This is a genomic window from Providencia xihuensis (genome assembly GCF_041953405.1).
Lineage (GTDB): Bacteria > Pseudomonadota > Gammaproteobacteria > Enterobacterales > Enterobacteriaceae > Providencia > Providencia vermicola.
The window spans coordinates 812,241-825,083 of record NZ_CP169565.1 but is presented as its reverse complement, the minus strand read 5'-3'; the positions used below and the strand labels follow the sequence as shown (position 1 = coordinate 825,083).

Annotated in this window: 13 protein-coding genes; 8 read left to right on the top strand and 5 right to left on the bottom strand. The window is 42.5% G+C overall.

Going from position 1 to position 12,843, the window contains the following annotated elements; translation table 11 throughout:
- Positions 1-38 precede the first annotated feature (38 nt).
- The 4 genes from panE (at position 39) to ACE2AL_RS03525 (ending at position 2,477) form a co-directional block, all read left to right on the top strand.
- Positions 39-950 (top strand): 2-dehydropantoate 2-reductase, encoded by a 912-nt coding sequence (gene panE / locus ACE2AL_RS03540; protein WP_206084590.1) that lies wholly within the window; start codon positions 39-41, stop codon positions 948-950.
- On the top strand, positions 913-1,533 hold the full coding sequence (gene yajL, locus ACE2AL_RS03535) for a protein deglycase YajL (RefSeq protein ID WP_206084589.1): 621 nt from the start codon (positions 913-915) through the stop codon (positions 1,531-1,533). Before panE ends, yajL begins: the two co-directional genes overlap by 38 nt.
- A gap of 244 nt (positions 1,534-1,777) precedes the next feature.
- Positions 1,778-1,921 carry a Hok/Gef family protein gene (locus ACE2AL_RS03530; protein ID WP_206084588.1) on the top strand — a complete coding sequence of 48 codons (144 nt, stop codon included), beginning with the start codon at positions 1,778-1,780 and terminating at the stop codon, positions 1,919-1,921.
- A 412-nt stretch (positions 1,922-2,333) separates the two neighbouring features.
- Complete coding sequence (locus ACE2AL_RS03525; RefSeq protein ID WP_375083985.1) at positions 2,334-2,477, top strand: Hok/Gef family protein; 144 nt, start codon at positions 2,334-2,336, stop codon at positions 2,475-2,477.
- Positions 2,478-2,548: 71 nt separating this feature from the next.
- On the opposite strand, the gene thiI is transcribed toward ACE2AL_RS03525, so the two are convergent.
- The gene (thiI, locus tag ACE2AL_RS03520) at positions 2,549-4,000 is read right to left on the bottom strand and encodes a tRNA uracil 4-sulfurtransferase ThiI (RefSeq protein WP_206084587.1); all 1,452 of its coding nucleotides are present in this window, start codon (positions 3,998-4,000) and stop codon (positions 2,549-2,551) included.
- Between the two features lie 219 nt (positions 4,001-4,219).
- Here thiI and xseB point away from each other — a divergent pair, with 219 nt between their 5' ends.
- The 4 genes from xseB to caiF all read left to right on the top strand — a co-directional run bounded on the left by xseB (position 4,220) and on the right by caiF (position 8,425).
- Positions 4,220-4,471: an exodeoxyribonuclease VII small subunit gene (gene xseB, locus ACE2AL_RS03515; protein ID WP_206084586.1), complete on the top strand. Its 252-nt coding sequence runs from the start codon at positions 4,220-4,222 to the stop codon at positions 4,469-4,471.
- 3 nt (positions 4,472-4,474) lie between these two features.
- A complete protein-coding gene (gene ispA / locus ACE2AL_RS03510) occupies positions 4,475-5,392 on the top strand; it encodes a (2E,6E)-farnesyl diphosphate synthase (RefSeq protein WP_375083984.1) in 918 nt (305 codons plus the stop codon).
- A gap of 234 nt (positions 5,393-5,626) precedes the next feature.
- Positions 5,627-7,492, top strand: a complete 1,866-nt coding sequence (gene dxs, locus ACE2AL_RS03505; RefSeq protein WP_206084584.1) for a 1-deoxy-D-xylulose-5-phosphate synthase — start codon at positions 5,627-5,629, stop codon at positions 7,490-7,492.
- Between the two features lie 540 nt (positions 7,493-8,032).
- Entirely contained in the window at positions 8,033-8,425 is a 393-nt protein-coding gene (caiF, locus tag ACE2AL_RS03500; RefSeq protein WP_206084583.1) for a carnitine metabolism transcriptional regulator CaiF, read from the top strand.
- Positions 8,426-8,494: 69 nt separating this feature from the next.
- Here caiF and caiE read toward each other — a convergent pair whose 3' ends face one another.
- The 4 genes from caiE to caiB all read right to left on the bottom strand — a co-directional run bounded on the left by caiE (position 8,495) and on the right by caiB (position 12,835).
- Positions 8,495-9,088 carry a carnitine operon protein CaiE gene (gene caiE / locus ACE2AL_RS03495; protein WP_272538994.1) on the bottom strand — a complete coding sequence of 198 codons (594 nt, stop codon included), beginning with the start codon at positions 9,086-9,088 and terminating at the stop codon, positions 8,495-8,497.
- A gap of 23 nt (positions 9,089-9,111) precedes the next feature.
- A complete protein-coding gene (gene caiD, locus ACE2AL_RS03490; protein ID WP_206084581.1) occupies positions 9,112-9,897 on the bottom strand; it encodes a crotonobetainyl-CoA hydratase in 786 nt (261 codons plus the stop codon).
- An 85-nt stretch (positions 9,898-9,982) separates the two neighbouring features.
- Entirely contained in the window at positions 9,983-11,542 is a 1,560-nt protein-coding gene (gene caiC, locus ACE2AL_RS03485) for a crotonobetaine/carnitine-CoA ligase (RefSeq protein ID WP_272538993.1), read from the bottom strand.
- Positions 11,543-11,614: 72 nt separating this feature from the next.
- Positions 11,615-12,835, bottom strand: a complete 1,221-nt coding sequence (caiB, locus tag ACE2AL_RS03480) for an L-carnitine CoA-transferase (RefSeq protein WP_206084579.1) — start codon at positions 12,833-12,835, stop codon at positions 11,615-11,617.
- Positions 12,836-12,843: the final 8 nt, after the last annotated feature.

Below are 12,843 nucleotides of genomic sequence, written 5' to 3'. Positions count from 1 at the left end.
ATGACAAGGTGTCAGAGCACATATTTCAGAGGGACACTATGAAAATAACCCTGATCGGTTGTGGTGCTATCGGTAAGCTTTGGCTTGCTGGCCTCACCTTACAAGGCCATGATACTCAAGGCTGGCTGCGTGTGGCTCAGCCCGATTTGTTTGTCGATGTGAATGAACCTGGTGGACGTACTTTTCGCGAACTCATTCCTTGTAATAATATCAATCATCTACAAACCAGTGAACTGGTGATTGTCTGCTTAAAAGCATGGCAAGTTTCCGATGCCTTATTGCCTCTACTTGGCAATATTCCTGAAAAAACACCCATTTTACTCCTCCATAATGGAATGGGGACAATAGAAGAGCTGGCACCTTTGCGACACCCCGTTTTAGCAGGTGTGACAACCCATGCGGCTTGGCAAGAAAACAACCAAGTATTTCATGTTGCTCACGGAATGACACATATTGGGGCAATCAATTCACAAGCACAAGCTTATTACCCTATTGCAGATATCCTACATGAAGCACTTCCTGACGTTGCTTGGCACAATCAGATTTTGACCACCTGTTGGCGAAAACTGATCGCTAATTGTGCTATCAACCCTCTCACGGTAGAACATAATTGTAAAAATGGTGAATTAACTTACCACACAGAGCAAATTTCACGGGTTATTGATGAAATCTGCCACGTTATGGCAGCAGAAGGGTTACACACCGATAAAACAGAACTGACTGAGTATATTAATGGCATTATTCAAAATACCGCTAATAACTACTCGTCCATGTTACAGGATATTCGCAATAATCGTCGCACAGAGATTGATTACATCACGGGATTTTTAATCAAACAAGCCCGAGCTCATGGCCTAAATACCCCTGAAAATGACCGTTTATATCATTTAGTCAAAAATAGAGAACAACAATATGACGACTTCCGTTCTAATTTGCATCACCCATGGTAGTGAAGAGATTGAAATTGTCACTACTGCGGATTTATTAGTCAGAGCAGGCATTCAAGTCACTCTTGCTAGTGCTAATGAAGACGGCTCCCTGCAAATCACCGCCTCACGGGGTATGAAAATCGTCGCAGACATCCCATTAATTAAAGTGGCTGATGAACCTTTTGACGCTATCGTTCTACCTGGCGGCATCCAAGGCGCTGAAACATTTCGTGATAGCCCATTAGTCGTTGAAAAAGTTCGCCGTATGCATCTGGACGGTAACATTGTTGCAGCAATCTGTGCTGCCCCTGCCATTGTATTAGAACACCACCAACTATTTCCCCTTGGTAATATGACCTGCTATCCGTCGATGAAAGATAAAATTCCTGCGAGTAAATGGGTTGATCGCCGAGTTTACTTTGATGAACGCGTCAATTTGTTGACCAGCCAAGGGCCCGCTACGTCCTTTGATTTTGCATTAAAACTAATTGAATTATTAGTTGGTCGAGAAATCGCAGGAATCGTTGCTGGGCAGCTTGTTTTACCGAATGGAATTAACGATTATTTGGAAGATAAACCCTCTACTCATACCCATCATGAATAATTGGTTAAGAATCAATTAAGACACTGAATTAAAATGATTTATTTTACAGATAATGACTGAAAAAGCCTTTGAAGCTCACGGCTTTTTGTTATGATTGCGACGGGTGCTTGGATCATTTTGGTTCAAGCATTTGCCAGAGCCAAAAAGACGAAAGCCCCGAATTTAGATGTTAATCTTAATCCGAGGCAGTCTCAAAACCCAAACAGTTTGATTCTGTCTCCTTTTAGAAAAGGAGTCAAGAGGAATGGCCAAAATTGCCCTTGTAGGGTTAATTACCGTGTGTCTTACGGTATTGAGTTTTTCAGGCATGATGCAAGAAAGATTGTGTTCGTTAAGCATCAGTAGCGGAAATACTCTGGTTCAAGCTACTTTATCGTGCGGTAAGTAGTCTTGTGGGGGAGTTATCTCCCCCACATTTCTCTTTCTATTGTCGGTTTGTGGTACAAGCACCCTGTCTAATTATCGCCACCAAAATACCCCGAGGTGATTGGTTTTACCGAATGGAATCAACGACTATTTGGAAGATAAACCCTCTATTCATACCCACCATGAATAATTGGTTGAAAATCAATTAAGACACTGAATTAAAATGATTTATTTTACAGATAATGACTGAAAAAGCCTTTGAAGCTCACGGTTTTTTGTTATGATTGCGACGGGTGCTTGGACCATTTTGGTTCAAGCATTTGCCAGAGCCAAAAAGACGAAAGCCCCGAATTTAGATGTTAATCTTAATCCGAGGCAGTCTCAAAAACCTAACAGTTTGATTCTGTCTCCTTTTAGAAAAGGAGTCAAGAGGAATGGCCAAAATTGCCCTTGTAGGGTTAATTACCGTGTGTCTTACGGTATTGAGTTTTTCAGGCATTATGCAAGAAAGATTGTGTTCGTTAAGCATCAGTAGCGGAAATACTCTGGTTCAAGCTACTTTATCGTGCGGTAAGTAGTCTTGTGGGGGAGTTATCTCCCCCACATTTCTCTTTGATAAGTTTTGGATGATACAAGCACCCTGTCTCGATTATGGGCGGTAAACCTTAATATTATCAAACCCTTGTTCTTTGAGGTACAACGCCTGTAAACGGCTCATCACCCCACGGTCACAATATAATAGATAGGTTTTATCTTTTGGTAAGTCACCAAATTGTGTGCTGAGTTTGTAGAATGGAATATGTTTGATTTCCATACCTTCAACTTTCAAAGGTTTATCTTCGAACTCATCAATAGAGCGGATATCCACAATCACTTCATTTTCCACTGAAAGCTCACTGACCATTTCAATTTCAGGGACTTTCTCTAGACTTTCTTGTGCGATTTGGCGAATATCGATATTTTGTGCCTGCTCAACAACAGACTCTAAAATACAAAAGTCAAAGTTAGCTTCTTCCGCTTCGATCCGTGCTTTTACCGCTTTCACTGTTGGGCTTTTCGAAATCACACCACAATATTCTGGCATGGTTTTCGCAAAATCTTCCGTCCCAATTTGACGAGCTAATTTGATAATGTGCTCTTTGTCATGGGAAATCAGCGGTCTTAATATTAACGTATCAGACGCATTATCAATCAAACGTAAGTTTGTTAAGGTTTGGCTAGAAACTTGCCCAAGTGCTTCCCCCGTCACAATCGCTTGCACACCATAACGCTCTGCAACTTTCGACGCCGCACGCACCATCATACGTTTTAATACAACACCCATTTGGCCATCGTCGACTTTTTCTAAAATTTCTGCGACGACAGGTTCAAAGTTAACGGCAATAAAGCGCACTTTATGGGAGCTCCCAAAACGGTTCCATAAATAGTGCGCAATTTGTTTCACACCAATTTCATGGGCTGCGCCGCCTAAATTAAAGAAACAATAGTGCACGCGACAGCCACGGCGCATTAGCATGTAGCTGGAAACGCCTGAGTCAAAGCCGCCTGAAATTAACGATAAAACATCTTCTTGAGTACCAATTGGGAAACCACCGATCCCTTCAATACGCGCTTTCACTAGGATGAGTTTGTCATCTTCAATTTCTAAATGTACGGTGGTATCAGGGTCTTTAAGCTTCACTTTCGCAGAAGCAATGTGTTGATTTAACCCACCGCCAATGTAGCGCTCAGCTTCAATAGATGAAAACTCATGTTTACCGCGGCGCTTTACACGCACACAGAAGGTTTTATTTTCCAATGATGGGCCGTAAGCTTCGTGGGCCATTTCAAAGATATGGTGCAAACTGGTAAACGGTTTTTCTTCAACTTCAAGAATATGGTGAATACCTGGAATACGACCGAGCATGTCACAAATTTCGTCATGCTTCGTTTCCCCTTTCACACGCACTTCTATGTTATCCCAATTACGGACAACCGAAATTTCTTCGCCAAGTGACTTAAGCACGTTACGGATATTACTGGTCAAAATTTTAATAAAACGTAGCCTAACAGTTTGGCTTTTAATGGTAATTTCTGGGAATAACTTAATGATAAACTTCATAATAGCTGCATGTTCATGGTTGTTGGGGCTAACGAATGTATCTCACAGTGACACATGTACACGTTACCAATTGTCAATAAAGAGGCGTATTATAACACTATCTTGCGGACTGAATCTAAAAACACCAATAATAAATTGTAACCGTAGCAAGACTGCGTTAGTCTGCTAAATATTTAAAATACTCCAAATATATTGATTTAACATTAGTGGCTAAATAACATGGCTAAAGAAAAATCTCAGCAAGTTCCAACTGTTAGTTTCGAAAACTCACTTCAAGAGCTGGAGCAAATTGTTGCTCGCCTCGAATCTGGCGATCTTCCACTAGAAGATGCGCTCAATGAATTCGAGCGTGGTGTCCAAATCGCCAAACAAGGTCAAAAAGTACTGCAACAGGCCGAACAACGCGTACAAATATTGCTTAGCGATGATGAAAATAAACCCCTTGCCGATTTTTCACCTGAAACTGAATAAATTATGTCTGAACAACTTCCAGATAGCTTTGCACTGCAACAAAAACATGCCTACGACAGAGTTAACCAATACCTATTAGATACGCTAAATGCACTGCCTTTTGCAGAACTGCCATTAGCCAATGCAATGCGTTACGGTGCATTATTAGGTGGGAAACGTTTACGCCCCTTTCTAACCTATGCAGTCGGCTCCATGCTGGGTGTCAGTGAAGAAAACCTTGATGCCCCCGCCTCAGCAGTTGAATGTATTCATGCTTATTCATTGATTCATGATGATTTACCCGCTATGGACGATGATGATTTACGTCGCGGCCAGCCGACTTGCCATATCAAGTATGGTGAAGGTAATGCCGTTTTAGCGGGTGATGCCTTACAAACCCTCGCGTTTCAGTTACTTGCTTCAGCGAAAATGCCTGATATTTCTGATAACGACCGTATCGCGATGATAGCTGAACTAGCTTACGCCAGTGGCCTAGCAGGAATGTGTGGTGGCCAAGCCCTTGATTTAGATGCAGAAGGCAAACATGTTGACCTTGCTTCATTAGAACGTATTCATCAACATAAAACTGGTGCGCTCATTCGTGCAGCGATTCGTCTTGGGGCATATGCCGCTGGCGATAAAGGCCATCAATTGTTACCAGCCTTAGATAAATATGCTGAATCCATTGGACTTGCCTTTCAAGTTCAAGACGATATCCTAGACGTCATTGGGGATAGTGCGGTAACGGGTAAACGCCAAGGCGCGGATGCTGAACATGAAAAGAGTACTTACCCATCGCTACTCGGCCTTGAGGCTGCACAGAAAAAAGCGCGTGAGCTATATCATGATGCAATAGACGCTTTAGAGACGATCCAATCCCATGGGTATAATATAGAGATGCTAAGTGCTTTAGCTAATTTTATTATTGAGCGTAAAAGCTGACAATATGCTTTGCCTTTAGGCATTAAGAAGACTGATAATTACGGCATTGATTACCCGATGTAGTTTAAGCTGTAAAACGGGCTTTACCTTAACTATTTGATGTGATGGGTCAGTGGCTAATAGAACAAATCGCGAAACATCGATTTTTATGTATGTCTAGCGTAAGAAAATACAGCCCCTTACTGTCGCTGAAAATAGGATGGGTATTTTTGATTAATTATAAGTGAGCACCTAATGAGTATTGATATCGCTAAATATCCAACGCTAGCACTGGCTGAGACGCCTGATGAGCTTCGTCTGCTGCCCAAAGAAAGCTTACCTAAGCTTTGTGATGAACTCAGACAATTTTTACTGAGTAGCGTGGGTCGCTCTAGCGGTCACTTTGCCTCTGGTCTTGGTGCAGTAGAACTGACTGTTGCCTTGCATTATGTCTACAAAACCCCCTTTGATAACCTAGTTTGGGATGTCGGCCACCAAGCGTATCCCCATAAAATCTTAACGGGACGCCGTGACCGTATTGATACTATTCGTCAAAAAAATGGTTTACATCCATTTCCATGGCGTGGTGAAAGTGAGTATGACATTTTAAGCGTTGGCCATTCCTCAACATCCATTAGTGCTGGTTTAGGTATGGCCATTGCGGCAGAAAAAGAGAAACAAAACCGTAAAACCGTGTGTGTCATTGGCGATGGTGCAATCACGGCAGGGATGGCATTTGAAGCCATGAACCACGCAGGAGATGCCGCGCCAGATATGCTGGTTATCCTCAACGACAACGAAATGTCGATTTCAGAAAATGTTGGCGCGCTCAATAACCATTTGGCGCACTTACTTTCTGGCAAGCTGTACACCACATTACGCGAAAGTGGCAAAAAAGTGTTCTCTAACATGCCACCGATTAAAGAATTACTGAAGAAAACCGAAGAACACATCAAAGGTATGGTGGTGCCTGGTACAATGTTTGAAGAGCTTGGTTTCAACTATATTGGCCCTGTCGATGGGCACGATGTTGTTGCACTCACCCAAACATTGAAAAATATGCGTGACTTAAAAGGGCCACAATTTCTGCACATCATGACCAAAAAAGGCCGCGGTTATGAGCCTGCGGAAAAAGACCCAATTAGCTGGCATGCAGTACCTAAATTTGACCCAAGTACCTTTACGTTACCGAAAAGCAAAGAAACTGGCCCAACATTCTCCAAAATTTTTGGTGATTGGTTGTGTGACGAAGCAAAAGATGATGGCAAATTAATGGCTATCACGCCAGCCATGCGTGAAGGCTCTGGTATGGTGCGTTTTTCAAAAGAATTTCCAGACCAATACTTCGACGTCGCTATCGCTGAGCAACACGCTGTAACCTTTGCTGCAGGTTTAGCGATTGGTGGTTATAAACCGATTGTCGCTATCTATTCAACGTTCTTGCAACGTGGCTATGACCAAGTTATTCATGATGTAGCAATCCAAAAAGTCCCCGTGATGTTTGCAATTGATCGCGCAGGGATCGTAGGTGCCGATGGGCAAACTCACCAAGGGTCTTTTGATATTTCATTCCTGCGCTGTATACCAACCATGGTTATCATGGCCCCTAGTGATGAAAATGAGTGCCGCCAGATGCTACACACTGGCTACCACTATAACGATGGTCCAAGTGCTGTCCGTTACCCTCGTGGTACGGGTACAGGGGCTGAACTCCAGCCTTTAGCACCATTACCTATTGGTAAAGGAGTCATCCGCCGCCAAGGTGAAAAAGTGGCTATTCTGTGCTTCGGGACCTTACTCAGCCACGCGCTTGAAGCCGCAGAGCAATTAAATGCGACCGTTGTGGATATGCGCTTTGTGAAACCCTTGGATGAAGCATTGATCCTCGAGATGGCAAATAGCCATGATGTGTTAGTGACACTCGAAGAAAATGCCATCATGGGTGGCGCAGGGAGTGGCGTGAACGAGTTTTTAATGCATGAAAAGAAAATAATTCCTGTATTAAACCTTGGCTTGCCAGACTACTTTATCTCCCAAGGTAGCCAAGAAGAGCTGATTGCCGATCTTGGATTAAATGCCAAAGGCATTGTTAATTCAATCACAAGCTACCTGAATAAATAACCTTTTATTAAATGAGAGTCATTATTTCGTGTAATGACTCTCATTTTCTTTCAAATACGCATTAATTGAGTATTAGATTAATTTGTTATAAAAATAGTTATCTAAAATAACAACATTTACATATTCCCCTTAGTTTAATAACATCCCTTTCAATAAAAAAACCAAATATAATCAGATAATAAACAACAATGTTTATCTCTTCACCCAAAAATAGAATATAAACAAAATTATTACCTTAAATGTAATTTTAAAAAATAAATACATGCAAATTATTTTTAAATCTATTATTATGAACCTTGTCACTGTATGACTGCGCAATTTAGGCTCTGACTTATATTCGTTATAAATTACTTAACTATCTAAAAGCAAAGTAAAATAAATCAATAACAAATATATTATTTTAACAATTTTAACCAGGCTTTAATAATTAATTATTTTCCTTTAATTTATTACGGGAGATAAATAACATTATTCCAACTACAATTTACATATAGTTTCTCTTTATTTATTCAATTTTAATAATTAGATTTGGGAGCGCTTATGTGTGGACAATATATTAACGAACCCTTGTATTTATCCATAGCACATTGGGTAATGAAGCAAGGTCGTTGGACAACCGCCAGAGAAATATCTAACAATTTCGATATTCCGCATCCTAATGCTGTTAATATTGTTTCTTATATTCTATCGGATGTGGCTGAGATCCAATGTGAAGTTAAAATGATCCCGAATAAACTATCGGGTCGTGGGTGCCAATGCCAGCGTTTAATTAAAGTGAGTAAAATTGATAACCAACTTTATTCTCGTTTAAGAAACCACCAATCGGAAAAAGTCACCATAGATTCCCCCGTGAAAGCGGCTTCAATGCCACCAAGTGAACTGAATAGAGAACAGAAATGGCAATGGATGTTATCCAAAGCACAGCGCCGCTAGTTAATATGTTATATCAATAAAAAAACGCAGGTTTTAAACCCGCGTTTTTTTATTTCCGACCAATACCTATTATTGCCCTTTAGGCTTCACTTCTGTGGTACCAAATAGTTTTGGTCGATTAATTTCAATTTCAGTGAGGGGCTTAGTCTCTTCTAACCCAACAAGATAACGCCCAGCAAGATCCTGGTACTCTTTTGTATTCAATTGCTTCCAATGTAGTTCTTCATCCTTAACCTGACGAAGAAATCGTGCGGGGCTCCCCACTAACATTTGCCGTGGTTCGCCTTGAAAACCAGCTTTAACAAAACTCATTGCAGCAACAATGCTTTCCTCACCAATCACGGCGCCATCCATGATGACGCTATTCATTCCGACTAAAGCATCGCGGCCAATGATACACCCGTGTAAAATAGCGCCATGACCAATATGCCCGCACTCACGCACAATCGTTTCTACATCACTGTAACCGTGCATAATGCAGCAATCTTGAATATTGGCCCCTTTTTCAATCACTAAGCGCCCATAATCCCCTCTGAGTGACGCATTCGGCCCAACAAATACTCCTTCTTTGATAATTACATCACCAATCACGACCGCGGAAGGATGAACATACGCCGTTGGGTGTACCACGGGCCTTACGCCTTCAAATGAATAGAAGCTCACAATTGACCTCTCAGGTGGCTAGATTATCGGCCTTTCCAACTTGGAGAACGTTTCTCTGCAAACGCTAACGGCCCTTCTGTCGCATCTTCAGAGTGTAAAACCGCTGGGTAATTAGTTAATACCCCACTGCGCATCAGTTTGTAACCCTCTTCGACGGTCAACTCCCCAGTTGCACGGAAAATTTCTTTTAATGCCGCAACCGCTAATGGTGCGCTTTGCGTGATTTGCTCTGCCAGCTCACGGGCTCTATCCATCAATTTTTCAATAGGCACCACATCATTCGCAACGCCCCAACGCAATGCTTCTTGAGCATCCATGCGCCTGCCTGTCATTACCATTTCATTCACGATAGGTGCAGGCACTATTTTTGGCAGACGTAAAACACCGCCACTGTCTGGAACAATCCCTAATTGGGCTTCTGGCAACGCAAAACTGGCATTTTCTGAACAAATAATCATATCTGCCGCCAATGCGAGTTCGAAACCGCCACCAAATGCATAACCGTTAACCGCCGCAATCACGGGTTTATTAAGATTAAAAATCTCAGTCAACCCAGCAAAGCCACCAGGACCAAAATCCGCATCAGGGGCTTCACCTTCCGCAGCGGATTTTAGATCCCACCCTGCAGAGAAAAAACGTTCCCCTGCCCCTGTAATAATGGCGACTCTTAAAGATGGGTCATCTCGAAAGTTAAGAAAAACTTCACCCATTTTGAAACTGGTTTTTGCATCTATCGCATTCGCTTTAGGCCTATCGAGTACGATTTCCAAAATGGAGCCATTACGGGTAATTTTTAATGATTCACTCATAGTGCAATCCTTTCGTCATCATAGGGGGATACCTCTGTTTTAAGTAATAAACAGAGGTATCCTCAGAATTAATAGAATGATCCGATTATTGCAGATGTTTTTTCAGTACTTTCCCAGAACAATTTCGCGGCAAATCTTTGCGCACTTCAACACACGTTGGTACTTTAAATTTCGCCATTTGTTTTTCACAAAAGGCAAAGAACTCCTCCTGCGTTAAGGTTTCCCCTTCTTCCAGCACAATAAACGCCTTAATGGCTTCGTCACGTATATCATCCGCAACACCAATGACCGCTACATCCACAATGGCAGGGTGTGAGGCAATGATATTTTCGATTTCACTACAAGAGACGTTCTCACCACCGCGTTTGATCATATTGCTGCTTCTATCAACAAAATAGAAAAAGCCGTCTTCGTCTTGGTAAGCGAAGTCCCCTGTATGCATCCAACCTGCGCCATCAAAGGCTTTTTCTGTAGCCTCGGGGTTGTTGTAATACGCTTTAAACAGCGTTTTACCGCGCTCACCTTTAACACACAGTTCGCCAATCACTCCTGTTTCAACGGGTTGGTTGTTTTTATCCCGAATTTGCGCTTGGTAACAAAAACCAGGGCGGCCAATTGATGGCCAGCGGCGGATATCACCAGGTCTGTCCCCAATCAACCCCACTATCGTTTCGGTCATACCATAAGAAGTTAAAAAGCGTTTCACGCCAAAACGTGCCATAAATTGCTCTTTTTCTTCATCGCTTAAATTGAGATAAAACATGGCTTCTCGCAGGCAATGCTCTTTTTCGTTATCCGCCAGCGGTTGGCTTAATAACGTTCGGATCATCATTGGGATTAACTCAGTCACAGTGGCACGATGCCTAACAATTTGCTGCCAAAAACGCCGCGCACTGTATTTTTCGATTAAGACAAACGTTGCACCAACGGAGAAAGCTGCCATCGATGCCGTACATTGACAGTCAATGTGGAAAGCAGGCATCACCGTTAAATACACATCATCGGCACGTAACGCGTTTTGCCATGAAGAGTAGTACCCCGCAAAACGTAAATTATAGTGGGTGATAATCACCCCTTTAGGCTTTGACGTTGTTCCTGAGGTAAATAAGATTTCCGCAGTATCGCTCACACTGAGCTCAACAATTTGTGTGAGCGCCGCTGGCTGAGCCGCTTGTTCTGATAAAAAGTCCGAAATGCCATCTTGTTGTCGGACGGGTGTATCTGCAATTAAAAAAACATGTTCAAGACAAGTGCTTTCATCCGCCAAAACACGTTGATAAATATCTAAAAATACGGTGCAAGTCACTACCATACGAGGTTGGCAGTTCTGCATAATCCACGCGCTTTCGTTATATTTATACCGTGCGTTGATGGGCACCATAATTGCGCCGATTTTCGCTAAACCAAACCAGCAAAAGAAAAATTCAGGGCAATTATCCAGATGTAAGGCAACTTTATCCCCTTTTTGAATGCCATAGGCTAAAAAGAGATTCGCTGTGCGATTGATTTGCTCATTCATTTCTAAATAGCTGAATTCACGAATATTTCCATCGCAAGACTCAAAGATAAGCGCCTTATTGTCTTGGTGAGTTAACGCAAGGTCGTCCCACATTTGACGCAAATTTTGTCTACCGATTACATCCATTAATTGTTTTCCCTCTATTTCCCCAATGAACATTCAGGCCAACAGGAAAGATTGACCTGAATAATCATTTAATTACTCAACAATTTTCGCTAGTCCTTTATCGACCAGCTCCCGAATATCATTTTCGTTGTAGCCAATGTTTTTTAGTATTTCAGTGGTGTCCATACCGTGAGATGGCATACCACGCCAGATTTGTCCTGGATTGTTTTTGAATTTTGGCATCACATTTGGGCCACGACAGGTTTCCCCATCCATGGTTTGCCAACTGGTGATGGATTCACGGGCAATATATTGTGGGTTAGTTTCTAACTCAGGAATGGTTAACACTTTAGCGCTCGCAATATTCAGCTCAGCTAACCTTGCAAGTACCTCTTCGATGGAACGTGCGCCTAACCACTCATCTAATTTTTCCTCAACGAGTGGCCCATATGGGCATTCAACACGGTGAATCAGTTGTGTGCCTTCTGGGATCTCAGGAGTACCCAATAAATGTGCGAGACCAATATCTTTGAAAATTTCTTGGATTTGCGTGATACCGACAATTTCCATGACAATATAACCATCGTTACAGCTATACAGGCCGCAACCTGCATAGTACGGGTCTTTCCCTTTGGTCATACGTGGGCAAACTTCACCACCATTGAAATAATCCATCATGAAGTATTGCCCCATACGCAGCATCACTTCATACATTGCCACGTCGATGCTTTCCCCTTTCCCTGTTTCGCGCGCTTTATATAACGCAGCTAATGCCGCGGTTGTGGCGGTCATACCCGAGAAATAGTCTGCCGTATATGGGAAAGCGGGCATTGGTTGGTCTTTATCACCGTTTTGAATCAGGTAGCCACTGAAGGCTTGAGCAATGGTGTTATATGCAGCAAGATTGGTATATTGCGGGTCGCCATACTGGCCAAAGCCCGATAAGTGAGCGATAACCAATTTTGGATTGTGCTCCCACAGCACTTCATCCGTGATCCCTCGGCGGGCAAAAGCAGGGCCTTTACTCGCTTCTATAAATATATCCGTCGTTTCCATTAACTTAAGAAATGCTTCTCGTCCTTCATCCTTAAAGATATTCAATGAGAGCGCCCGTAAATTACGTCGCGATAGCTGCGGGTAATTTGGCTGGACACGAATAGTGTCTGCCCATGCCACGTTCTCAATCCAAATAACTTCTGCCCCCCATTCCGCAAACATTTGCCCCGCGAATGGGCCTGCAATTTCGATTCCTGAAAATACGACTTTAACCCCAGAAAGTGGGCCAAATTCAGGCATAGGTAAATGCGCTGCCATGTTCGATT

Bases quoted from the DNA above. Each gene is read 5' to 3' on its own strand.
- caiB (WP_206084579.1), bottom strand. From the start codon at position 12,835: ATGGCAGCGCATTTACCTATGCCTGAATTTGGCCCACTTTCTGGGGTT.
- caiF (WP_206084583.1), top strand. From the start codon at position 8,033: ATGTGTGGACAATATATTAACGAACCCTTGTATTTATCCATAGCACAT.
- xseB (WP_206084586.1), top strand. From the start codon at position 4,220: ATGGCTAAAGAAAAATCTCAGCAAGTTCCAACTGTTAGTTTCGAAAAC.
- dxs (WP_206084584.1), top strand. From the start codon at position 5,627: ATGAGTATTGATATCGCTAAATATCCAACGCTAGCACTGGCTGAGACG.
- ACE2AL_RS03530 (WP_206084588.1), top strand. From the start codon at position 1,778: ATGGCCAAAATTGCCCTTGTAGGGTTAATTACCGTGTGTCTTACGGTA.
- caiD (WP_206084581.1), bottom strand. From the start codon at position 9,897: ATGAGTGAATCATTAAAAATTACCCGTAATGGCTCCATTTTGGAAATC.
- panE (WP_206084590.1), top strand. From the start codon at position 39: ATGAAAATAACCCTGATCGGTTGTGGTGCTATCGGTAAGCTTTGGCTT.
- caiC (WP_272538993.1), bottom strand. From the start codon at position 11,542: ATGGATGTAATCGGTAGACAAAATTTGCGTCAAATGTGGGACGACCTT.
- yajL (WP_206084589.1), top strand. From the start codon at position 913: ATGACGACTTCCGTTCTAATTTGCATCACCCATGGTAGTGAAGAGATT.
- thiI (WP_206084587.1), bottom strand. From the start codon at position 4,000: ATGAAGTTTATCATTAAGTTATTCCCAGAAATTACCATTAAAAGCCAA.
- ispA (WP_375083984.1), top strand. From the start codon at position 4,475: ATGTCTGAACAACTTCCAGATAGCTTTGCACTGCAACAAAAACATGCC.
- ACE2AL_RS03525 (WP_375083985.1), top strand. From the start codon at position 2,334: ATGGCCAAAATTGCCCTTGTAGGGTTAATTACCGTGTGTCTTACGGTA.